At 36.1% G+C, this 23,819-nt stretch carries 19 protein-coding genes; 17 read left to right on the top strand and 2 right to left on the bottom strand.

Annotation, left to right across the window (positions count from 1 at the left end):
* Nucleotides 1–24: 24 nt before the first annotated feature.
* Nucleotides 25–762, bottom strand: a complete 738-nt coding sequence (locus ACTWQM_RS03415) for a threonine/serine exporter family protein (protein ID WP_443257084.1) — start codon at nucleotides 760–762, stop codon at nucleotides 25–27.
* Nucleotides 763–1,157: 395 nt separating this feature from the next.
* Nucleotides 1,158–1,589 (bottom strand): DUF2935 domain-containing protein, encoded by a 432-nt coding sequence (locus ACTWQM_RS03410; protein ID WP_443256753.1) that lies wholly within the window; start codon nucleotides 1,587–1,589, stop codon nucleotides 1,158–1,160.
* A 211-nt stretch (nucleotides 1,590–1,800) separates the two neighbouring features.
* Here ACTWQM_RS03410 and ACTWQM_RS03405 point away from each other — a divergent pair, with 211 nt between their 5' ends.
* The 17 genes from ACTWQM_RS03405 to ACTWQM_RS03325 all read left to right on the top strand — a co-directional run bounded on the left by ACTWQM_RS03405 (nucleotide 1,801) and on the right by ACTWQM_RS03325 (nucleotide 23,814).
* Nucleotides 1,801–2,541: an ABC transporter ATP-binding protein gene (locus ACTWQM_RS03405; RefSeq protein WP_443256752.1), complete on the top strand. Its 741-nt coding sequence runs from the start codon at nucleotides 1,801–1,803 to the stop codon at nucleotides 2,539–2,541.
* Nucleotides 2,519–3,535 carry an ABC transporter permease gene (locus ACTWQM_RS03400; RefSeq protein ID WP_443256751.1) on the top strand — a complete coding sequence of 339 codons (1,017 nt, stop codon included), beginning with the start codon at nucleotides 2,519–2,521 and terminating at the stop codon, nucleotides 3,533–3,535. The genes ACTWQM_RS03405 and ACTWQM_RS03400 overlap by 23 nt, the downstream gene beginning before the upstream one ends.
* 13 nt (nucleotides 3,536–3,548) lie before the next feature.
* Nucleotides 3,549–4,190, top strand: a complete 642-nt coding sequence (locus ACTWQM_RS03395; RefSeq protein ID WP_443256750.1) for a TetR/AcrR family transcriptional regulator — start codon at nucleotides 3,549–3,551, stop codon at nucleotides 4,188–4,190.
* A 249-nt stretch (nucleotides 4,191–4,439) separates the two neighbouring features.
* Nucleotides 4,440–4,805, top strand: coding sequence for a hypothetical protein (locus ACTWQM_RS03390; protein ID WP_443256749.1), 366 nt, complete (start codon nucleotides 4,440–4,442; stop codon nucleotides 4,803–4,805).
* Nucleotides 4,806–5,047: 242 nt separating this feature from the next.
* Nucleotides 5,048–5,374 carry an ArsR/SmtB family transcription factor gene (locus ACTWQM_RS03385; protein ID WP_443256748.1) on the top strand — a complete coding sequence of 109 codons (327 nt, stop codon included), beginning with the start codon at nucleotides 5,048–5,050 and terminating at the stop codon, nucleotides 5,372–5,374.
* 73 nt (nucleotides 5,375–5,447) lie between these two features.
* A complete protein-coding gene (locus ACTWQM_RS03380) occupies nucleotides 5,448–6,308 on the top strand; it encodes a permease (protein WP_443256747.1) in 861 nt (286 codons plus the stop codon).
* A 252-nt stretch (nucleotides 6,309–6,560) separates the two neighbouring features.
* Nucleotides 6,561–7,457, top strand: coding sequence for a UTP--glucose-1-phosphate uridylyltransferase GalU (galU, locus tag ACTWQM_RS03375; protein WP_443256746.1), 897 nt, complete (start codon nucleotides 6,561–6,563; stop codon nucleotides 7,455–7,457).
* A gap of 352 nt (nucleotides 7,458–7,809) precedes the next feature.
* On the top strand, nucleotides 7,810–9,270 hold the full coding sequence (locus ACTWQM_RS03370; protein ID WP_443256745.1) for an APC family permease: 1,461 nt from the start codon (nucleotides 7,810–7,812) through the stop codon (nucleotides 9,268–9,270).
* A gap of 262 nt (nucleotides 9,271–9,532) precedes the next feature.
* Entirely contained in the window at nucleotides 9,533–10,612 is a 1,080-nt protein-coding gene (locus ACTWQM_RS03365) for an MraY family glycosyltransferase (RefSeq protein WP_443256744.1), read from the top strand.
* A 107-nt stretch (nucleotides 10,613–10,719) separates the two neighbouring features.
* A complete protein-coding gene (gene galU / locus ACTWQM_RS03360) occupies nucleotides 10,720–11,601 on the top strand; it encodes a UTP--glucose-1-phosphate uridylyltransferase GalU (protein WP_443256743.1) in 882 nt (293 codons plus the stop codon).
* 15 nt (nucleotides 11,602–11,616) lie between these two features.
* Complete coding sequence (locus tag ACTWQM_RS03355; protein WP_443256742.1) at nucleotides 11,617–12,927, top strand: UDP-glucose dehydrogenase family protein; 1,311 nt, start codon at nucleotides 11,617–11,619, stop codon at nucleotides 12,925–12,927.
* 119 nt (nucleotides 12,928–13,046) lie between these two features.
* Nucleotides 13,047–14,081 (top strand): glycosyltransferase family 4 protein, encoded by a 1,035-nt coding sequence (locus ACTWQM_RS03350; protein WP_443256741.1) that lies wholly within the window; start codon nucleotides 13,047–13,049, stop codon nucleotides 14,079–14,081.
* Nucleotides 14,082–14,616: 535 nt separating this feature from the next.
* Entirely contained in the window at nucleotides 14,617–16,857 is a 2,241-nt protein-coding gene (locus ACTWQM_RS03345; RefSeq protein WP_443256740.1) for an N-acetylmuramoyl-L-alanine amidase, read from the top strand.
* 36 nt (nucleotides 16,858–16,893) lie between these two features.
* Nucleotides 16,894–17,652: a hypothetical protein gene (locus tag ACTWQM_RS03340; RefSeq protein WP_443256739.1), complete on the top strand. Its 759-nt coding sequence runs from the start codon at nucleotides 16,894–16,896 to the stop codon at nucleotides 17,650–17,652.
* 73 nt (nucleotides 17,653–17,725) lie between these two features.
* Nucleotides 17,726–20,128 (top strand): cell wall-binding repeat-containing protein, encoded by a 2,403-nt coding sequence (locus ACTWQM_RS03335; protein ID WP_443256738.1) that lies wholly within the window; start codon nucleotides 17,726–17,728, stop codon nucleotides 20,126–20,128.
* Between the two features lie 137 nt (nucleotides 20,129–20,265).
* Nucleotides 20,266–21,801 (top strand): murein biosynthesis integral membrane protein MurJ, encoded by a 1,536-nt coding sequence (gene murJ / locus ACTWQM_RS03330; RefSeq protein WP_443256737.1) that lies wholly within the window; start codon nucleotides 20,266–20,268, stop codon nucleotides 21,799–21,801.
* Between the two features lie 660 nt (nucleotides 21,802–22,461).
* A complete protein-coding gene (locus ACTWQM_RS03325) occupies nucleotides 22,462–23,814 on the top strand; it encodes an O-antigen ligase family protein (RefSeq protein ID WP_443256736.1) in 1,353 nt (450 codons plus the stop codon).
* Nucleotides 23,815–23,819 lie beyond the last annotated feature (5 nt).

The following is a 23,819-nucleotide window of genomic DNA, read 5'->3' as shown; positions in this document are numbered from 1 at the left end:
CACTAAACTGGGTAATGGCACCACTTAAAAAGCAAATACAACAGCTACACCAGCACCGATTGCGAATGCTGTTAACATTGCTTCAACGCCTTTGGATAAACCGGCAACCAGGTGTCCTGCTACTAAATCACGAACCGCATTTGTGATAAGCAGCCCAGGCACAAGCGGCATTACCGCCCCGACAATCACTTTATCCAAATTCACACCGAGACCGTTTGCTATAAACAGCATCGCAAAAACCCCAATCAAAAATGAGGCAATAAAATCAGCAACAAATCCGGTTTCGACCAGTCGCTTAAACCACACCATTACTGCATAGCCAACCCCACCTGCAATAAAGGAAGGGATGAAATCTGGCCAGACTCCGCCAAACATGATCGCAAAGCTTCCACTAACAAAAGCTGCAGCGACAATTTGAATCCAATATGGGAATGCGTAGCTGGCTTCATTAGCGTTATTCAGCGACTCTAACGCTTCATTAATGGTGACGTTACCGGCTGCAATATCACGGGAAATACTATTAACTTCCGCAATTTTATGTAAGTCAGTTGACCGGCTGGAAATCCGGATAAAGTTCGTAACATCAGCAAAGTCAGCAGAAAAATTTATACCCGTCGGTGTCGCATAACTCTGCACATTCGCTAAACCATATGCAGACGCAATCCGACTCATGGTATCCTCCACACGATACGTCTCCGCACCACTTTCCAGCATAATTTTCCCCGCAAGCATACACACTTTCGCAATTACCACTCGATCCATCACAGTCAACACCACCTTTATCTTTTTTCATTATAAGGTGTGTAAGGCGTTTTTAAAAGCAAATTTAGCTGAAACGCCGAAGTTCACAACGTAAACGCCGAAGTTCCCATGGAATCTACCGTAGTTCACATTAAGGTTGCTCGAAGTTCACAATCCAATCGCCGATGTTCACAAATGGACCAGTAATCTGCTTCTTTAATTTTAACAACAGAAATAATTCAGTCTTCGTTCTAGTTATTCAGTCTGTTTAGCGGTTTCTGACGATTTATTCAGTCCTGGAGCACAGTTATATCAGTTTTCATCACACTCAACTTCAGTCCCCACACACCATAATTCAGCTTTCACCCGCCAACCACAAAAATGGACACCCCACACAAGGCGCCCATCCAATAAAATTAATTCTGCTGCTCGTATAAAATTGTCTGTGCAATCCCTATAAAGTATTCCGACTCGTCGACGATGTGATCAATAACAACTTTAGCTGTCGGATTGTCCTTTACAGCAGCACTTTCATTCTTCACCTGTCTGCAAAACTGAATAAATGCCACACTCTCCTGCAAACAAAATGTGACCAGGTCCAGTACCTGTTTATATAACGCTGGCGAAATATTATAATTGCTCCGCACTACTGACTCTATGAATCGCTTAACATGCTGATGTGTTGTGTTCAATACCTCTTCCCAACGCCTCAGCGCATCAACGTATTCACTTTCCAAATTCGTGACGAGTTCCCGCATCACAACAGTATGTTCTGATTCCTGCTCCTTCCAGAATTCTGCCTCATCCAAAACCCGAAGTGGCATCTGACTCCCATAATAAAACTGCATCCTCCAGCCTCCCTGATGAAATAAATATATGTCCAATAATATCTATGCTAAAAATAGCCAGTTCATGCTCGTAAAAATTCAGGGCGTGCCTACCACATCCGGTCGATTAATCTTTCCCATCATATCCTTTACAATTGAACATAAATAGCTTATTATAAAAAGTGAGTAATCACTCACATACTAAGCTAACCCAACAAAAGGAGGCTATACCATGTCCGCCTTTATCGAAATGAACAACATCGCTCACAGCTACAACAAGGAAACCGTTTTAAAAGAAATCGACCTATCCATTCCAGAAGGGCAGCTATTTGGACTGCTTGGCCCATCAGGTTCAGGCAAAACAACACTCGTCAAAATTATGATTGGTCTGCTAACCCCTACGAATGGAACAACCCACATCGAAAGTCAGCAAATGCCGTCTCTCAAACAAATGCAGAAGATCGGTTACATGGCCCAGTCAGACGCATTATACAGTGAGCTGACAGCCCGGGAAAACCTGCATTTTTTTGCTAGTATCTATAAAATCCCGAAAAAGCAGCAGAAGGAACGTGTCACAGAAGCTGCAAAAATCGTTAACCTCCAGGATCATCTTGATAAGACACTCGAAAAATATTCAGGCGGCATGAAGCGGCGCATGTCATTAGCTGTAGCCCTCCTGCACAAGCCAAACCTGTTGATTCTGGATGAGCCGACTGTCGGTATTGATCCAGTTCTTCGCGCGTCCATCTGGGAGGAACTACGAAACATGCAAAAGCAGGGTACGACAATCATCATCACTACACACGTGATGGACGAAGCGGAAAAATGTGATAATCTCGCACTGCTACGGGACGGCTATGTTATCGCAAAGGGAAGTCCGCAGCAATTAAAAACAAACAGCAACTCCGCAACCCTGGAAGAGGCTTTCTTACAGTATGGAGGTGTCGCACATGCGCATTCAAGCAATCATTAAGCGAATCATCCACCAGTTTCTCCGCGATAAACGCAGTATCGCCATGATGATGGTTGCACCACTATTGGTCATGACATTGCTGTGGCTTGTGCTTGATATGGAGCAATATGAACCGACAATCGCAATCACAGATGTCCCGGCACAAATGCAGAATGCCCTCAAACAGCAGAATGCAACAATTCTGGAGACAGACGAGAGTCATGGAGAAACCGCACTCCAAAATGAACATGCCGATGCCTATCTGTCCTTTGAAAAAAATCAGGCAGAACTAACAATGGAAGGCAGTAACCCATCAGCAACATCTGCCGTCCAGCGTGTCATTAGTAATGCTGTAAAAGAAATAAATCCAAACGCACCCGAACTGGAAGTTAACTTTCTCCATGGCTCATCTGACCTGAATTTATTTGATCAAACAGGCTCCGTCCTAATCGGATTCTTCGTTTTCTTTTTCGTATTTATTATCGGCGGCGTCTCATTCTTGCGTGAACGGACACAGGGAACACTCGAGCGATTACTGGCAACCCCATTAAAACGCTGGGAAATTGTGATTGGCTACCTGCTCGGATTCGGTGTCTTTATTATCATTCAATCGATTATCGTTACAGCCTTTTCCATCTATGTACTTGGTATTTACATGGCAGGATCATTTATAGCAGTGCTTATCATCGCATTCCTGCTCGCAATCACAGCGTTAAGCCTCGGCACCCTGTTGTCAGCTTATGCCAAAAATGAATTCCAAATGATGCAGTTTATCCCGATCATCATCATCCCCCAGGTATTCTTTTCCGGTGTTTTCCCGACTGAATCAGTTGAATGGATTAATGCCATCGGAAAAATAATGCCATTAACGTATGGGGCAGATGCCTTAAAGGAAATCATGCTGCAAGGTGAGAATTTAGCCGCTGTATTCGGTGATATAAGCGTATTAATCGGCTTTTCAATAACGTTTATTATTCTAAATATAATCGCACTCAAACGCCATCGAACATTATAGGAGGAAACCACGCATGTCAGATATCATGGAAACATTACGTCATCAAGAAAAGATGACCCCAAAACAGATTGAAATCGTCAAAGCTGCCATCGAACTAATTTCTGAAAAAGGCTACTACAACACATCAACAAGTGAAATCGCCAAGCGGGCAGGAGTCGCTGAAGGAACAATCTTTCGCCACTATCGCACAAAAAAAGACCTGCTCGTTACGATCGTGACACCTGTTATAACGAATTTCTCAGCACCCGTTTTTGCAAAAAAATTCGTCAGCCAGGTTTTCCAAAAGGATTATGAACACTTCGAGGACCTGCTCTATGTCTTTATTAAAAATCGCTTTGAATTCGCCCAGTCTAATCTGCCATTAATAAAAATTCTATTGCAGGAACTGGCATTCCACCCGGAAATCCAAATTGCCTACAAAAAAGAATTTGGCGCCAAAGTCATCCCGGCATTTAATCAAGCACTCGATTTCTATAAAGAAAAAGGAGAGCTGCAGGACCTGCCAAATGAGATGATGATCCGTATGATGGTCACAACAATCCTGGGATTCATGATAACCAGATTCATCGTCCAGCCTGATAAAGATTGGGATGATGAAGCAGAAATCAAGCAGACGATCGCGTATATTATGGGTGGGGTGGGGAAGAGAGGATAAGATAAGGAGCATTCTATCAGGAAAAAATAATGGCCATGGAAATTACAGATAGGAATATACAATTACAACCAGATATATATACTCCCGCATAGCAGATAAAAACAGTAATATTCTAACATAAGATGAATATAATAGTTTTAAATCTACTATTTAAATTTGCTTGGAAGATAAGAAAGTATAAATCCTTTCTTACTATGTTCAACTAAGGCTTGGCGAAAAGCCAATTCTAAAGATAGGAGGATAATAAGGTTGAAAAAGAAAATTATTGTATTAACCTTAGGTGCATTGCTATTGGGGAGCGGAGTAACATATGCAGCGGCAACTAATTATTATGCGGACTTATTAGCTGGACAGCAAGGACAAATGGGAGACATCATAGAGCAGGGTTATGAAGAGCGCGTTAACGAAGTAGGAGAGCAAGTCCATCACGATATGGTCACGTATGTTTCAACAGAAAGAGACCGAATTCTAAAAGAAGCACAAGCATATCTTAAAACAAAACTGGACAAGGAACAACAAGACAAAATGAACGAACACTCACAAGCTATCCAAGCTGAATCAGAGCGAATCCTTAACGAGCTGAAATTAAAGGTTGACGAACTTATTGAGAATTAAATATTAAAATCCCTCTTTCTATACTGTGAGAGAGGGTTTTTATTGTATTGATTAATTCGAATCATTATAATACATCTCGGGTTTAAAAACACAATAAATATTGGCAGCTAGGTTCCTGTCACATCCCGACTTTTGTCGAACGCTTAATCAACTTTTTTTGATCCAATCACTTGCATTTACAAAATGATGGTATATAATAACATTAAATCAAAAATATTTGATATAAAGAGGAGCGACTCGAAATGAAAGAGTTAAATGTTCTTAACAATCCAAGCGAGGAAGCATTCACAACATATGCTGCAAAATTTAAAGCACTTTCAGATACAAAACGGCTTCAGATTATCAATCTCCTATGCCATAATGGCTCAACATGCGTTTGTGACCTTGTAGATATGGTTGGAATGCCACAATCAAAACTGTCCTACCATCTCAAGATTTTACTCGACGCAAACTTGATTAAAAAAGAAACAAAAGGTACGTGGGGCTACTATGAGCTGAACGATACCGAAGTTAAAAGCTTATTGTCAGATGAACTTTGCTGTGTATTCGTTCCATCCTGCCGCAGTTAATTTTTTTAATCTATACATCAATTTTTTTTGATTTAATTAATCAAAATTTATTGATTTAGGAGGAATTACCAATATGGAAACATTAAAAAGCTTTCTAGTGATTGCGCTCGAATTAACTGTACTATTCTTTGTCATCTCTTTTATCCTAAGCGCACTTCAGTCCTATATTCCATATAAAAAAATCGAACATTATCTATCCAAAAGCAATCAGTTAATCGGTATCTTAGCTGCATTATTGTTCGCTTTTATTACGCCATTTTGTTCATGCTCAACAATACCGGTTGTGGTAAACATGCTACGAAGAAATATGCCATTCAGGATAGTCGTGATTTTTCTTTTTGCATCACCGGTACTCGACCCAACCATCCTTACATTAATGGGTGTCATTCTCGGATGGAAAGTTGCTTTGATTTACACCGTGGTTACTGCCATTATCTCAGTAATTATCGGCCTAACGTTAAGCAAGCTGAAATTCGAACGTTATGTAAAAAATGTGATGGTGACAGGTTATGAGGAAGAAGCCAAACAATTTAACTGGAGAGGGGCATGGGACGAAACAATCGCACTCATGAAAAGCGTTTACCCATATTTAATCATTGGGGCAGCTATCGGTGCAGCCATTCACGGATTAGTCCCAACTGAATGGATAACCCAATGGCTTGGAAAAGAAACATGGTGGATCGTGCCAATCGCGGCAGTAATAGGAATTCCTTTGTACATCCGATTATCAAGCATGATCCCTATTTCCCATGTATTCATCATGAAGGGAATGGCACTTGGCCCAGTAATGGCAATGATGATCAGCTCAGCTGGTGCTAGCCTGCCGGAACTAATATTACTGAAATCCATTTTCAAAAAACAACTTGTGATCGCATTTGTTGCCTCAGTCATTTCAATGGCTACCATATCAGGATTTATCTTCTACTTGGTTTAATGAAGGGAGGTGAGCTAAAGTGAAGAAGCTTATCGAAAGAATCTTTACAAAGAATAACGATTGCTGTGACGTGAAAATCAGCGAGGTTAAAGAAGAATCTTGTTGTTCGAAGTAGAAAGGGTGGGGGACTTTCAATAAAGCAGAAAGTCCTCCTAGTTATATCATAAGCTATACTTTACTTCCAAGCTAATGCGATCTTCCTAGGTTTAAAAACACAATAAATATGGTAACCTTTACTTGAGGGGGATCTATATGAAAAGTATTAAGAAAGCAATTATACCTGCAGCAGGGTTAGGGACCAGGTTTTTGCCTGCCACAAAGGCAATGCCTAAAGAAATGCTGCCAATTGTCGATAAGCCGACGATAGAATATATAGTTGAAGAAGCAATAGATTCGGGAATTGAAGACATTATCATTGTCACAGGAAAAGGAAAACGAGCTATCGAGGACCACTTTGACAGTGCCTTCGAACTAGAAGAGAGCTTGATGAAAAAGGAAAAATTTGAGTTGCTGGAAAAGATCAGAAAATCGGCAAATGTTGATATACACTACATAAGACAAAAAGAACCAAAAGGACTGGGACATGCAATTTGGTGTGCCAGAAAGTTTATTGGAGATGATCCTTTTGCTGTTTTACTTGGGGATGACATTATCAATAACCAAAATCCTGGCTTAAACCAATTAATAAACGAATATGAGCTGAAGAAATCCTCCGTAATCGGAGTGAAAAACGTCCCAGAAGAAGACACGCATAGATACGGTATTATTGATCCACTGAAAAAGCTAGGTCAGTCCCATCAGGTAAAAAGCTTTGTTGAGAAGCCAAAGCAGGGTACAGCACCATCCAATATGGCGATTATTGGAAGGTATATATTAACTCCAGAGATATTTGATTATTTGGGAAAACAAAATATCGGTGCCGGTGGAGAAATTCAACTAACAGATGCGATACAGGAATTGAATAAAATACAACGCGTCTTTGCCTTAGAAATTGAAGGAGATCGCTATGACGTTGGTGAACAACTAGGGTTTATCCAGACAACGATAGAAATGGCGCTAGAACGCGATGACCTTCGTGAGCCATTAACAAAGTATCTAAATGAATTAAATACGAAAATGAATAAGCAAAAAGTTGAATTGAAAAAATAACTTATCGTATAAATGGAAGATGACACGTCATTTTTCATTTTTTTAGGTAATTATTAAATTCATTAAATGTTAATAAGCTTTGGTGGTATACATATCAACTTAGGAAACAGTAATACTAGCTATATAGATGAAAATCCGAAGTGTTTTGAGAAAAGTAGGGAAGTGACAGGAATCTCACCCCAAATCTCCCCATTTAACCCCAAAATTCCTTACCACAGAAAATAAGGGGAAAATAACGCCAAAATAATATCCCATACCTTGCATATGCTAGTACTAGGAATTTTGCGAAAAAGGTCGAACTTTGGTATAAAAGGGGAGTACTAAAAAAGAGGTTAACTAAAGGAGACGAAGCATGGAAGAACGACAGACGCTGAAAAAATCACTAAAGCCACACTGGGTATGGGCAATTGCCCTAGGCTCATCAATTGGTTGGGGGGCTTTCGTACAGCCGACGAACTGGATGTCCCAGGCGGGTCCATTAGGAGTAATCGCAGGATTCGGTATTGGCGCATTACTAATGATGTTGATCGCCGTGAGCTATGGATTTTTAATAAAAAGTTTCCCGGTTTCAGGTGGGGAATTTGCTTATGCATTTATAAGTTTAGGTCGTACACACGCATTTATCAGCGGGTGGTTTTTAACGCTTGGGTACATATGTATCGTTGCATTAAACGCATCAGCTTTTGCATTAATGTTTAAATTTGTTTTTCCGGAATTAATTGAAAAACTTCATCTTTATCAAATTGCTGGTTGGGATGTTTATGGAATGGAAATCATTATTGCATCCGCAGCATTAGGATTGTTTGGATTCTTAAATGTACGAGGAACCGGCTTAACAGGCCGCATGCAATTTATCTTTTGTTCTATTATGATATTGGGTGTCCTAGCCATTACATTTTTAGTTGGTGGACAGCCTGGGGCAGGATTATCCAATATAACACCAGCATTCCCAACAGGAACAACAGCATTTGCTGCAATTATTTCAATCGTAGCAATTGCACCATGGGCATATGTTGGCTTTGATAACATACCACAGGCAGCAGAAGAGTTTCGCTTTTCATCTAAAAAAGCATTCACATTAATTATCCTGGCAATTTTCTTTGCAGCTGTATTATACAGCTTAATGATCATTGCTACTGCTATGACGGCGCCATGGCAAGGACTTGTTGCTGAAGGACAGCAATGGGGAACAGGAGCAGCAATTCAAGACACAATAGGTACGATGGGACTTGTGATCCTCGTTGTTGCACTGACAATGGGTGTGTTCACAGGCCTAAATGGATTTATAATTTCATCAAGCCGGTTATTATTCGCCATGTCACGCGCAAAAATTTTACCAGAGGCATTTTCAAGACTTCATCCTAAATATAAAACACCATATGTCGGTATTATTTTCACAGTAATTTTATCGATGTTTGCACCATGGTTCGGGCGTCAAGCACTTCTTTGGGTGGTTGATATGTCATCAATCGGTGTAACAATTGCCTACTTCTATACATGTTTTACAGCATTTTCACTGTTCAAATGGTCTAAAGACAAAGACTTTAACGCTAAGAAACATGTTGTAGCACCAATGAAAAAGGTAATTGCAGGCGTGGGGATGTTAGCCAGTCTGACATTCTTGAGCTTACTGCTTATCCCGGCTTCACCAGCCTTCTTAGGAATTGAATCAAGGATAGCATTGATCTCCTGGATTATACTTGGTGCCATTTTCTACCTTGCAAAACGAAAAGAATTTGTTAAAATTCCAAAAGAAGAACTGAACTATTTAATATTGGGTAATAAGAAGATAGAAGCTAAGAATAGAGAATAAATTATAAAACGAGACCTTCACACGTGATTTGAAGGTCTCGTTTTATAATACGTAACAAAATTATTCATCTCCCTCCCCGAAAATAATCCAGTTTACCGAACAATATAGCTGGATGAGTTAAAGTGTGCTAAGCTTTAGCATTATATACCATCTAAAAAACGTGAAAAACATTGATGAAATTTGGAAAATAAATTATCCTATATAGTAATGTATGTTTTAGATGTTAGGCAATTTAAATAATAATGAATAAGTAGGGGAATTTATGTATGATGTTACAGAACTTACTATCGCCTTTATAATATCGCTTGTTTCAACACTTATTTTAGTGTACCCAACAAAATTATTAGCTAAAAAAATTGGCGTAATTGATATTCCGAATTATCGAAAAGTTCATAAGGACCCAACTCCAAGCCTTGGTGGGCTTGCTATCTTCTTGGGAGTGGTTATAGGCTTATTATATATAAGTCCAAACCATGAATACTTTCTTGAAATTAGTTTAGGCGCAATTATTATCATAATTACTGGAATTTTGGATGATAAATATACAATCAGGCCGATATTAAAGTTAACAGGGCAAGTATTGGCAGCAGGAATATTAATAAATGCTGGTTTAATAATTGAAAAAATAACGATCCCATTTTTTGGTGTAATAGAACTTGATTTCTTTAGTATTGCTATAACACTTTTATGGATAGTCGGAATAACAAATGCTATTAATTTAATTGACGGACTTGATGGATTGGCATCAGGTGTATCAACTATTGCTCTAACCAGCATTTTTATTATGGCAATTTTAGATGAACGAACGTTAGTCGTGTATTTATGTGTTGTGTTAATTGGTGGGAACTTAGGATTTTTATTTCATAATTTTCACCCTGCAAAAATCTATATGGGTGATACCGGGTCGATGTTTTTGGGTTATTCAATAGCAGTCATTTCAATACTTGGGCTATTTAAGAATGTAACGCTATTTAGTTTCATTATCCCAATTATAGTTTTAGCGGTACCGATCTTTGACACACTGTTTGCAATGGTAAGAAGAAAGCTTAACGGTCAGAAGGTTATGGCACCAGACAAAAAACACATCCATCACCAGTTGTTATCTGCTGGTTTCAGTCATAGAACAACAGTATTAATAATATATGGCTTTAGTGCAATGTTTGGAGCATTGGCTATTGTATTCTCAAATGCCTCATTAAGTCTTTTGTTATTCATTTCGTTCATAATATGGTTTATGTTGCATATTATAGCTGAATTAGTAGGGGTAGTAGGAGAGGGTAAAAAACCTGTAATAAAAATTTCTAAAAAAATTGTTAATAAATTTAGGGAAAGAAATAATTAGAAATTCATTTTATTTTTTATCAAAGAAATTGGTTATGGTATAATAACAAGGATTTTTCTAAAGAAGAAGGAACTCTATTTAAATCAATACTTGAGAGGAGTTTTCTAATGAATGTCAAGAAGGCAATAATTCCCGCTGCAGGATTAGGCACGCGTTTCTTACCAGCTACAAAAGCACAGCCGAAAGAAATGTTACCAATTGTGGACAAGCCTACAATCCAATACATTGTGGAAGAGGCTGTGCAGTCGGGTATTGAAGATATTATTATAGTATCCGGTAGAGGGAAAAGAGCCATAGAGGATCATTTTGATGTTTCATATGAATTAGAAGAAAAGTTAGCTGAAAAAGGGAAACATGAAATGTTAAATATGGTACGTTCAATTACAGAACTAGCTAACATTCATTATATAAGGCAGAAAGAACCTAAAGGTTTGGGTCATGCGATTTCTTGTGCTAGCAGATTTATTGGGAATGAGCCATTTGCCGTTTTATTAGGTGACGATATTGTTCAGGCTGAACGACCGTGCCTGTCACAGCTTATGGATGTATATAACAAGTATAATTTATCTGTAGTAGGAGTACAGGACGTACCTGATGACCTTGTTTCAAGCTATGGAATTATAGACCCTTTAAACAACGCTGATTTTGGACCAGCCGTTAAAGGCGTGAACACACTTGTAGAAAAGCCTGAAATGGATAAAGCACCATCAAATTTAGCAATAATGGGTCGTTATATTTTGACACCAGCTATATTTAATATTTTAGAAACATTACCTCCTGGTAAAGGTGGGGAAATTCAATTAACAGATGCAATAAAAATTTTGAATGAACAAGAGCAAGTATTGGCTTATAATTTCACTGGGAAGCGGTATGATATTGGTAATAAGCTAGGTTTTATTCAAGCAACTATTGACTTTGCTTTAAACCGAAATGATTTAAATGAAGATGTTCGTAAATATATGAAAGAAGTTTTACAAAGTTCAAAGTAGGTGTGGTGTAAATAAATGAATATAGCTGTAATTGGTACTGGTTATGTAGGCTTAGTTTCCGGTGTATGCTTGGCGGATATTGGAAATGAGGTAACTTGTATAGACATAGACAAAGGGAAAATCGAGGGATTGAAAAATGGTGAACCTCCTATTTATGAAAAAGGTTTGGAAGAATTACTAAACAAAAACATTTCAAATGGAAACCTTAATTTCACGTCAAAATATAATGAAGGTTTGGCAAATAAAAATATCGTTTATATAGCAGTTGGTACTCCACAAGGGGATGACGGGTCTGCTGATTTAAGGTTTGTTGAGGCAGCATGTAAGGATATTGCCAAGAATCTAAGACAAGATGTAATAATTGTTACAAAAAGTACTGTTCCTGTTGGTACAAATGACTATATAGATGCTAAGATAAAAGAATATTTAACACGAGATGTTTCAATTAGTATGGTATCAAACCCTGAATTCCTCCGACAGGGATCTGCTGTTTATGATACATTTAATGGAGATAGAATTATTATTGGTTCACAAGATCAAGGGGCTTTACAAACAATAGAAGCGCTCAATATTCCGTTTAATGTACCCATAGTAAAAACCGATCTAAGAAGTGCAGAAATGATTAAGTATGCTTCTAACGCTTTCTTAGCAACAAAAATAAGCTTTATAAACGAAATAGCCAATCTTTGTGAGAATGTAGGGGCAAATGTAGAAAATGTTTCAAAAGGTATGGGAATGGATACCCGTATTGGAGAGGCTTTTCTTGATGCTGGAATAGGGTATGGTGGATCTTGTTTTCCTAAGGATACAAAAGCAATAGTATCCATGGGCCGTGATTTTGGTACTACAATGTCTATTATAGAAAGTGCAGACCAGGCAAATGTTCATCAGCAGTCTATTATAGTGAACAAAATTAATCAAAGGTTCGATAATGTTCGTGGAAAAAAGATCGCCTTATTAGGTCTCGCATTTAAACCGAACACAGATGACATGAGGGATGCACCTTCTATAAGAGTTTCCCAAAAGTTAATCGACCAAGGTGCCCTTATACAAGCATACGACCCAATTGCCATGGATAATGCACGAAAGGTGTTGCATGAAGGTATTAGCTTTTCAAGCACTTTAGAGGAAGCATTGGATAATGCAGATCTTGCAGTGATTCTAACGGACTGGAAAGAAATTAAAGAATATAGTCTTGAAAAATTTAAACAAGTGTTGAATACTCCAATTATATTTGATGGAAGAAATATTTTTGACCTACAAGAAGTTAAGCAAAGTGGAATTGAATACCACTCAATTGGGAGACCAATTATGAATGGTGAGTAAAACAAAAAATACTATGTAATATAAATATGAAACTTTCTTTAACTTAAATTCGTCTAATAAATGTTGCTAGTTATTAAAAAAGTTAGTTGTGCTTTTAGATTAGATAAGGAGGGGCGTGTATGGAATTAACCGCCTTGGTTTTAAGTTTTATTATCTCTATTCTGTTAACACCATTGGTTGGAAAACTAGCTATTAAAGTTGGTGCAGTTGATCAGCCAAATCAGCGTAAAGTCCATACCAAAGTAATGCCGCGGTTAGGTGGTCTGTCAATATATGTCAGTTTTATGATTTTACTTCTATGGTTTTACCCTGATAGCAATTACGTATGGCCATTAATAATAGGAGGTACTATTATTATGGTGGTTGGCTTATTAGACGACTTATACGAACTTTCAGCAAAAGTAAAGTTTCTAGGTCAAATTATTGCGGCGATTGTTGTTGTAAGTGGGGGAATACAAATTGAATTTATCAATCTACCATTTGATGCACAATTAGAGTTTGGGAATTGGAGTATTCCGTTAACTATTCTTTGGATTGTGGGAATTTCTAATGCGATTAATTTGATAGATGGTCTTGATGGGCTGGCAGCTGGGGTATCTGCAATTGCTTTATTAACAATCTCAGGTTTGGCGATTTCAATGGGTGATACACTTGCTACTTTTGCTGGTCTAATATTATTTGGAAGTACACTTGGCTTTCTTTTATACAACTTTTTCCCAGCGAAGATATTTTTGGGCGATACGGGGTCTTTGTTTTTGGGCTTTATGATCAGTGTACTTGCAATACTAGGATTTAAGAACGTGACCGTATTCTCCGTTATTGCACCTATTATCATCTTGGGGGTACCGATATCTGACACGTTCTTTGCGATGGTGCGAAGGATTATACAAAACAAACCCTTGTCACAGCCAGACAAATTACACCTACATCACTGTTTACTAAATTTAGGATATAGTCACCGGATTTCTGTATTAATAATTTATGCAATGAGTGCATTGTTTGGGATCTCAGCCATTATCTTTACAATGTCAACACTTTGGGTATCTATTACTATTTTAGTGTTTTTAACTTTATTAATAGAACTAACGGTTGAGATTACTGGGATAATTGGAAAAAAGTATCGACCATTATTAAATATGTTTAAAAAAATTTGATGAATAAAAATCGAGTGGTTAATCCTTGGTCTATAGACTGAGGGTTTTTATTTAGTGTTATTTTTCCTTCTCTAACCTTTTATATAAAGACATAATTCTCTCCTTTCCTAATGCTTATTTTGTGTTTATTATTTGAGACCCGTGAGAAATATCAGAGGTATTCCGTATTGTGGGAATATTGCCTGGAGTATCGATCATATTATGGGCCCTGAAATGTAAAAAGGTTGAATTTTAGCATTTGTCGATTGGAAAAGGATTATAGATAGTACGTTTTATGATTTGAATAAAGCTGATTTTTCTATAGAAGTAATCAGAATTAAAATAACTTGCACAAAAACAACAACATGGACAAATTTGGATATTGAAATTAGATATTTATTCTCATAAAGATTCCATAGTTATTAAGTCTTATATTAAAAAGATTGTTGAAACTCTATTGAATCAGAGGTTATATTGTTATATATTAAACTAATATATAGTGGTTTATTCTCCATACAATGATTAAAATTATATTACATAATAAGGGGGAGTATTAGTGAAGAAAGGTTTATTTTTTAGTATTTTTGTAATACTTTTTTCTCTGACAATAAATGTGTCAGTTGAGGCTTCGAATGGAAAAACAGTGGTGATTGATCCAGGGCATGGTGGTAAATTCTCTGGAACAGCAGGATATTCAGGAAATAGTACTGGATACCTTGAAAAACATGCTAATTTAGAAGTTTCATTTAAACTTAGAGATGTTTTAATCCAAAAGGGATTTAAAGTATATATGACACGTGAAAGTGATCGGGACTTTGGGGATTCACAACAAGAGGACTTAGCCAAGAGAATGGAGATTGCAAATGAATACACAGCTGGGAATAGAGATAATTCGGTGTTTATTTCAGTGCACCATAATGCTACCCCAAACGGGCCATATGCAAGTGGATACGAGACCTATTACTTTGATATAGATAAAGGAATTGATTCTAGATGGCCTCCTGACCCTATCCAAAAACAATACTCTCCTGAAAGTAAACGACTGGCTTATACGATCCATAATACAGTTTTGAATAATATGCCTGTCAAGGAAGGGCCAAGAGGGATTGTAGCAAACAATTTATTTGTTACCAGAAATGCTCAAATGGCCTCCACATTAGTTGAATTAGGCTATATGTCAAATCCTGAAGATGAAAGGAGAATTAAAACTGACGCATATCAACAAAAAGGGGCAAATGCTATAGCAAAGGCTGTAGTAGATTACTTTGATGTGTACGAGGTATACGATCATAATGACAATAGATTAAAAGTATATAAATCAAAAGATGAAGCATTAAATTTTGCGAAATCGAGGGAAAATGTTTACGTTTTTGATAAAACTAGGCAGAAGAGAATTTTTGATAACTTCCAATACAGGTTTGGCGTTTATCACACAAGTGTTGATAGTATTAGTAAACTATTTATCACAAAAGATGCAGCTCTTAACTATTCGAAAGATTGGAAGCATACTAGAGTAGTAGATAATGAAAGCGGAGAAATACTATGGTCAAACTATTTAAATAAGAGTTATATAGTAGAGCATCCAGCAAATGGAGTTTTATCAAAGCATTATCAGGTAGCATCTGCCATAGAATATGCTAAAGATTGGAAGCATACTGTAGTTAGAAACGTTAATAATGAGAAAATACTTTGGACTAATTATCGTACGAAAAAATATAAGATTGTTCATACGGACAAAAAGATTGTAAAGGAATTTTATAATAAACAGCCTGCAGTAAATTATGCAAAGACTTGGAAGAATACTAAGGTTATAAATAAAAAAACTGATCAAATGGTATGGGATAATATAGATAGTAACTATAATTATAATTTTAAAGAAAATGTAGTTGCATCTAATCATAGAATTACTACAGCAGTAGAAGTTTCAAAAGAACTCTATCCAGACGGGTTTCCAAACAACCATACCGAAAAAACAGTTATTCTGTCCACCGCCTATAAATATGCAGATGCTTTATCGGCTGCACCTTTAGCGGCCCAACTCGGTAATGCACCAATTCTATTATCTAAAACTGGTCAGATGCGAGATGAGGTCCTTAACGAATTAGAGCGTTTAAATGCAAATAAGGTAATGGTATTAGGCGGTCCGAATGCGATATCAACTGATGTCGAAACTAAGCTGCAGAATAAAGGATACGAAGTAGAAAGAATTGCTGGTACAACTAGGATTGAAACAAACCAGAAAATCAATGAAAGACTTAAAAATGTCAATGGTGTGCTTCTTGCTTCAAGTCGGAGCTTTCCAGATGCACTAGGAGCTGCTCCAATAGCTACAATCAAAAACTGGGCTATTGTCTTGACCAGGTCCAATGCGATGGATAAAAAGAGTTTCCGGTATTTAAATTTTGAAAATGTTGCAATTGTAGGGGGACCAGGTGCTATTTCCAGGGAAGTAGAAGCTAAACTAATTGACCAAAATGGTAAAGATAAGGTGGTTAGACTTGCCGGGACCAATCGCTATGAAACACTTGCAAGTTTACTTAATTATTTTGAGGATGATATTCATTCAAATAAAGTTCTGGTAGCAACCGGTCAGCGTTTTCCTGATGCATTAACTGCATCATCACTATCAGTTAAGTCTGATGCTCCTCTTATTCTAGTAAAAAACAATAAAATAGATCCTAAAATTGCTACGTTTTTAGAAAAGTACGGCAAGGAAAATGTAGTAGAAAACTTCAAGACTATAGGTGGCGTATTAAGTGAAGAAACAATAAATGATCTTTCGGAAAAAGTGAAGTAACCTGTTATCTATAAACGTTATAAAGGGGGGTATTTAATGAGGAGACTACTTTTTTTACTTATAATAATACTAGTTACATCTGCCTGTTCTGATGATGATGGTATAAAAACATCTACAGAGCAGGAAGGTGTGGTTGAGGGTGAGGATGAGAGTCAGGCAGATAGTCAGAATGAGGAGGATTCACAGAAAAAAAGTAACCAAGGGAAGACAACTGAGAACCCCGATTCTAAGAACGATAATAAAGAGAATACAAAAAAAGATAGTACAATAATTCAGGAGGATTTTAGAAATTATCGTCCTGGAGTAGGTGACAAAAAAACGTTTATTCAAAATGATGAATATGAAATAACGCATAATATTATAGCGGGGAATGATAGACTTCTTCAAAGGGTAATAGAATTTGGAGATGTTGTGACTTTACAGATATTAGAATGGTCATCGGAGCATATGTCGGTAGTATTTCAAGAAGAAAACCCAAAAAGTATTTCAGATCAACTAGATACTTTTGAGGCTTATGAATCTCCTAAGACCCTCATTAATATTAACAAATCAGGAAATGGTGAAGGAGAGAGTTGGGAAGTAATTGCGGACAAAGAAACAGTCGAAGTCCCGTATGGAAACTTTGAAAATGTCTTTGTAGTTAAACGAACTAAAGTTTCCGAAAGCTCTAGTAATAAGAACGTTTATAAAGCCTTTTATGCTCCTAATGTTGGTTTGATAAAAGAAACGTATGAAGTTATAGGTGATAATGGATATAAGGTTGTAACTAATTTAGAAAGTATGACCACTAACTAGTTACCAAATAAAGATAAGCAAATTGGAAGAGTACTATCTAAATTATCAAAAAGTAATACCAGGAGGCACTTACATGAAGTATAATAATAGAATTGGATTTTGTGCTGTGTTATTAGGAATATTTGCATTTCTTTCTTTTATTCCTATTCAGAGTGAAGCAGAAGAATCAACATCTTTTTCCTTTAATAACGGTGAAAAACAAATACAATTAACAGATACCAAGAAGGTTAAAGTAAATAATGATACCATTTCTACCATTTCCATAATGGAAAATGGGAAAGAGATCTATAATAAGAAATTAACTTTAATAAAAATATCAAGTATTGAAAAGTTAACAATAAATAGTCAGGAATATGCACTTGTAAACTATCGCTATGCAGGTTCTTCTAATGCTCTCTTTTTTCAAGTACTTAAAATGAATGATAAAGGACTTGAGAAAATCTTTGAGTCCGAGGTTTTTGAACGAGCAAGAATAGATGTTGTAGAGAATGATATTGAAATAAAATATCCAGAATATGATAAGGAGGATGTAAAAACGAACCCATCTAAACTTATTACACAAGTGTACTCTATTAAAAATGATGGAGTTAATATAAGCGATAAGCATATAAAAGAACTGGATAACACAAACACGTCAAATACAAGTAAACAGATGAAAGAATTCTCTACATTTAGTACAGCTAGTACAACATATACGAATCCTTCCAATGCTAAAATTAATAAAATGTTAACGGAAGAAGCTATAGACGCTGGTGTTTCTCCGGAAATAGTTAAAGCAATTGCGTATCAAGAAAGTGGCTGGCAACAATTTTGGAATGACGTCCCAGAATCTATTAAAAAATGTCCTAACTATGATGGTACAAACGTTAAGCTTGGTTATGATTGTAATGGTATAGGAATAATGCAGATTTCAAATAATGGCCACCGTTCAGAAGAAGATTTAAATAATTTGAAAACAGATATAAGATATAACATTCAAGTCGGTATTGAAATTTTAAAAAATAAGTGGAACTATCATAATCATGATTTAATACCAACAATTAATAATAATGATCCAATGGTAATAGAAAATTGGTATTTTGCTATTATGGCTTATAACGGTTTGTTGTCGAGAAATAATCCGTTAGAAAGACCATTCCCGCCGTACGCAGCATATCAGGAAGAGGTCTTACAAAGAATTGGAGATTTAAGTTTAGTAAATATTAATCCATTTCCAACACATAAACTAGATCCTTATGAAGAGGATGGGTTATTAAAATTTAAGACCTCTAATTTTACTGTTGAAGGACCACAGCATTATTCGAGTCAGTCTCTAACTAGTGGTGACACTTCATATGTAACAACCAATAACTTGAATTTAAGACAAACCCCAGGCGGAGATGTGATAGGTGAGCTGAACAAAGGTACACAGGTCACAATTACTGGTTCGTATGTAGGAACTAATTCAAAGGTAAACCAATTTGTGTGGTTCCCGATTAAAACTAGTGCCGGGAAGACTGGCTATGTGGCTTCGAGTTATTTAAGTCCTTCAAATGAGTATATAGACAAATACAGTCTCAGGGGTGAACGGCGTTATGAGACTGGTGTGAGTATATCCAACTATGGATGGCATTGGGAACAGCCGACCTCCGTAGTAATAGGTCGTGGAGATGTTCCAATAGACGCTTTAACTGGAAGTGTACTTGCATCATCCCTAGATTCGCCTTTATTATTAACACAAAGTCATAGATTGACAGAATCCGTAGAACAAGAACTTAATAGAATACAGCCTAGTAAAGTATATATATTAGGCGGAGATAACTCGGCTATCTTACCATCTGTAGAAGAAAAACTTAAAGAAAAATTCGGCGATAACAATGTTATAAGATTAGCCGGGACAGATCGCTATAGAACTGCATTTGAAGTTGCTGAACAAGTTAGTAAGTTAAATGGAAGTAGCGATGAAATTTTTGTAACTACTGGAGATGAGAAATCTTCAGATGCTTTAGCAATAGCCCCTTACGCTGGAGCAAACGATATTCCGATTTTACTCACCAAGACTAATGAGTTAAATCAAAATATAATAAACTATATAAAGGACTATGGTATTAAGAAGGCCACTTTAATAGGAGGACCAGGAGCTATATCATCTTCTGTAAAAAAACATCTGGAAAAACTTGTGGGGACAGTTGAACGTGTCTCTGGTGATTCAAGATTTAAGACAAACGCCGCTATTATAGATAAATTCTATAAGGAAGCACCTATAGATAAATTATTTGTCACTCAAGGTTACGAACTAGCAGATGCTTTATCAGTTTCACCTCTAGCTGCGAAATATAACGAGCCAATAATCTTGACACGTACTGAAAAAATCCCGGCTGAAACAGAAAATTGGATGAAAAACTCAATTACATCAAAACCTGATCTCTATTTCCTAGGTGGACCAAATGCAGTTTCCAATACTGTAAGATCTCATTTTGTAAATTTAGTAAGATAGAAAAATAACCCACATTCTAATACAAGAATGTGGGTTACTTTTTTAAAAAAATACTCGAACATTACTTTAAATAAATGGTATAATACCTAAGTATGTGTTTCTGAAATATATTACTTGGTTTTGAAAGAGGTATAAGATTGAAGTATAATATCGGTTTAGCAAGTATACTGTTTTTAATAGCAACACTATTCTTGAAAATTTCTGGCTTAATACGTGACATGGTAATAGCGTATTATTTTGGGGATAGTTATGTTGCTGACGCTTATTTAGCAGCGTATATTATTCCTAATATGATAATACTGTTTTTTACAACCGGTATGAAGAACGCATTTGTACCCAGTTATATTCAATCAATAGAAGATAATAGGGGCATACATCATTTAAGTCAAGTATTTAAGGGTACAATTTTAATAAGTATTACCCTGTCGCTAGTGGGAATAGTTTTATCTAAATATTATATACCAATATTGTTCCCTGAATTTAATGACCATGGACAGCAAATTGCAGTATGGACTACAATAATTCTTTTTTCGTCAATGCTTTTTGTCGGAATGAATTCAGTTTTGGAAGCCCTATTTGACTCGCGGAATGAATTCTCTCTATCTGTAGTATCACAAATAACTGTTGTTGGTTCAACAATACTGAGTGCTATACTTTTTGAAGAAGAAATTGGAGCATATTCACTAGCAGTTGGTTATTTAGCAGGAACAATTATATCCTTTCTGTTTAAGTTATTCATAGTAATGCCTCGGAAGATAATTAATTTTAAAGAAAAAATTAACTGGGCGGAAATTAAAGGATTTTATATTATTTTCATCCCAGTAGCCTTGACGGTAGCTGTAGGACAAATTAATCTAGCTGTTGATAATATCTTTGCCAGTTATTTTGAAGCGGGCGCAGTAACATATATAAATTATGCAAAAAATCTTGTGCATTTTCCTCAAGCAATATTTGGTGTGACGATAGGAACAATTATTTTTCCATTGTTATCAAAGGCTAATGCCAAGAATGACCAGGTATTGTTTAAACGTGGAATTGAACAGGGCCTAACAACAATGTTCTTTATACTATTACCATCGATTATTGGTATGATGGTTTTAATGCCTAATATCATTGAGCTGCTATATCAACGTGGAGCGTTTGGTTCTGATGCTACATTGGCGACAAGCAGAGTGGCATATTACTATTTTGGCTCGGTATTATTTTTCAGCCTCCACAATGTGATAAATAAGGGGTTCTATATTTTAAAAAAAGGACATCTTATTTTAATGATAGGTGGAATGGCTATTCTTTTAAATATAATTCTCAACTATATCTTTACAACATGGATAGGGTATACCGGTATTCCCTTAGCTTCATCCATAATGGCGTTTTTTTATGTAGGGACTTGTTTTATTATTTTCTTAAGACTTGTAAAAGACTTCAAATTGAAAAATATTGGATTGGAATATTTGAAGATTATTATAGCTGTATTAGTAATGAGTGTTGTTGTATTAGGGTTAAATCCTTTAGTCAAGGGTTGGAGTAATATAGTCCACATCTTAACTATATCTATCATTGGGGCGGCTGTATATCTGTTATGTGTTATCTTGTTAAGAAGTAAAACATTAGCCATATTTGTAGATAGGTTTATTAGGAAAACAAAAGAAAAGGATTCTTCGTCTGGAATGTAACAAGTCCAGTAAGTGCAACCAATTGTAGACCCAACAGCAAAATATTGATGAGTCATTAGAAATCAAAAAATTAATTTCAGTAGGTAGTTAATTAATTTAGTATTAGTACACCATCCTGATGAGGGTTCAATTAGATTATGTGGAACTAGAAGGATGTATGGCCAATGCGGGGTAAAAGTTGATTGTTAGTATATTACTGATGGATCAAATAGCTATAGTGCGCACTTGGTACTGAAAAAGAGTAACCGGCATAAGTGGGGTATACTGATGTATTGGTATAAAAAGCCTTCTCTTGAAAGAGAAGTAAGAGATGGCGGGCAAATTTTTCTGTTTTATAAATTACTATAGACCCAATTTGATCTACTGTCCTCCTATTGTTGAAGCACATTCAGATTCAAATCAGCATTAGGTTTCTAAAAAAGTCAATAATAAATGTAAGAAATAGAATTTAATTGCTTTTTTGAAACAAATAGGCTAAAGCAAATTTAATTTGATAAGAAGTATCGAATTACATTAACTAATAACTATGATTACTCCTGGTCTATTTAAATAAGCCCTCCTTTGGGCAATGTTATAAAACAAAAATTGCAATTTATAGTAGGCTTAATTACAAAGTTTGCTTTAAAAATAAAACTCTTTTCACCTAGGAGGGATATACAGATGGTTTTACAAGAGAACCAATCACAAAAATTACTAAAATTTATTGAGTACTTTTTTATAATATTTATTGCATTCCAACCTATCTTAGATATTACAGCTTTTTTTGGTTCTTCCTTATCAATAGTTATTAGAGTACTGGCAATGTTGGTAGGGTTTGTTTATTTGTTTCTTTATCCGAATAAAAAGGTAAGACTATTAACAACCATATATTTGATATTGTTAGGGATATTCATGATCTCGAATATTGCTAACAATTATTTTGTGAAAAGCCCCTTCTTCCTGACTGAAGAGCTAACTTTTAACATCAAATCTGCATACGTTGTTGAAATGATCATTGTATTTGCTTTTGTTTTTCTTTCATTAAGCAAGCGTATAAGTTGGGAAAAGATAGTCCAGCGTACTGTTTTTATAAGTATGTCGATAGTTGGGATTGTAATGGTTTTGGCCACGATTTTTGATTCTGGTAAAAGAAGTTACGGGGCTTTAGCCAAAGAGGGACATTCTGGATGGTTCTTTTCAGCCAATGAGTTAAGTGCAATTTTATCATTAGGCTTTGGGTTGATGATTCTTTATATGTTGAATAAAGAAAGTATCAGAATAAAACTTATGCTATTACCCGGTATCTTGGTCGTAGCATGGTCTATGTTGATGGTGGGTACTAAAGTAGGATTAGGTGCAGCCCTTTTACTATTAGGTACTGGAATTATCATGACATTAATTGGTAGTTTTCTGAATAAAAATCAGTTACCGAATCTGATTATTCTAGCATCTATATTAATTTTGTCGGTCATATATATACCTTATTCACCTGTAGGAAACAATATTAACTTTACTCTCCTTACTCAGAATGGAGAAAATGGTATAATGAATGATAATAAAAATCCATCCGAAGATGAAGAAAGTAAAAGGGCTAAGGATGATGAACTTGCGAAAATGGCTTTGAGTGGACGCGGGGATTTTTTGAAGCGTACATTTGAACAATACAAAGATGCGCCAGTTTCTCAAAAATTATTAGGTATGGGTCCTGGAGGAAATTATAAACAAGAGCCAAAGTTAGTTGAAATGGATTTTTTTGATTGGTTCTTTGGATATGGAATAATTGGCTCGATACTGCTATTTGCTCCATTCGTTTATTTTGGTTCACTCATATTAAAAAGACTTTTTAAGTATAAGTTTAAACATTTAAACTTTACATTTCTAATCGTTGGGATAGAGGTTATAATAGGATTAGGAATAGCCTTCCTAGCTGGACATGTGCTTTTAGCACCTGCATCAGGCATTTACCTCTCTATTCTCCTAGGTTACTCATATGTCTTGGTTATGAAACAAGATTCAAATGATCATAAAAACTAAGTGAA

It is taken from the genome of Virgibacillus sp. L01, from assembly GCF_052246775.1.
Classification (GTDB): Bacteria; Bacillota; Bacilli; order Bacillales; family Amphibacillaceae; genus Lentibacillus.
This window is presented reverse-complemented; position numbering and strand designations above follow the sequence as displayed.

Coding starts and splice junctions, on each gene's coding strand:
- ACTWQM_RS03415 (WP_443257084.1), bottom strand. CDS start 762: ATGGATCGAGTGGTAATTGCGAAAGTGTGTATGCTTGCGGGGAAAATT.
- ACTWQM_RS03410 (WP_443256753.1), bottom strand. CDS start 1,589: ATGCAGTTTTATTATGGGAGTCAGATGCCACTTCGGGTTTTGGATGAG.
- ACTWQM_RS03405 (WP_443256752.1), top strand. CDS start 1,801: ATGTCCGCCTTTATCGAAATGAACAACATCGCTCACAGCTACAACAAG.
- ACTWQM_RS03400 (WP_443256751.1), top strand. CDS start 2,519: ATGCGCATTCAAGCAATCATTAAGCGAATCATCCACCAGTTTCTCCGC.
- ACTWQM_RS03395 (WP_443256750.1), top strand. CDS start 3,549: ATGTCAGATATCATGGAAACATTACGTCATCAAGAAAAGATGACCCCA.
- ACTWQM_RS03385 (WP_443256748.1), top strand. CDS start 5,048: ATGAAAGAGTTAAATGTTCTTAACAATCCAAGCGAGGAAGCATTCACA.
- ACTWQM_RS03380 (WP_443256747.1), top strand. CDS start 5,448: ATGGAAACATTAAAAAGCTTTCTAGTGATTGCGCTCGAATTAACTGTA.
- galU (WP_443256746.1), top strand. CDS start 6,561: ATGAAAAGTATTAAGAAAGCAATTATACCTGCAGCAGGGTTAGGGACC.
- ACTWQM_RS03370 (WP_443256745.1), top strand. CDS start 7,810: ATGGAAGAACGACAGACGCTGAAAAAATCACTAAAGCCACACTGGGTA.
- ACTWQM_RS03365 (WP_443256744.1), top strand. CDS start 9,533: ATGTATGATGTTACAGAACTTACTATCGCCTTTATAATATCGCTTGTT.
- galU (WP_443256743.1), top strand. CDS start 10,720: ATGAATGTCAAGAAGGCAATAATTCCCGCTGCAGGATTAGGCACGCGT.
- ACTWQM_RS03355 (WP_443256742.1), top strand. CDS start 11,617: ATGAATATAGCTGTAATTGGTACTGGTTATGTAGGCTTAGTTTCCGGT.
- ACTWQM_RS03350 (WP_443256741.1), top strand. CDS start 13,047: ATGGAATTAACCGCCTTGGTTTTAAGTTTTATTATCTCTATTCTGTTA.
- ACTWQM_RS03340 (WP_443256739.1), top strand. CDS start 16,894: ATGAGGAGACTACTTTTTTTACTTATAATAATACTAGTTACATCTGCC.
- ACTWQM_RS03335 (WP_443256738.1), top strand. CDS start 17,726: ATGAAGTATAATAATAGAATTGGATTTTGTGCTGTGTTATTAGGAATA.
- ACTWQM_RS03325 (WP_443256736.1), top strand. CDS start 22,462: ATGGTTTTACAAGAGAACCAATCACAAAAATTACTAAAATTTATTGAG.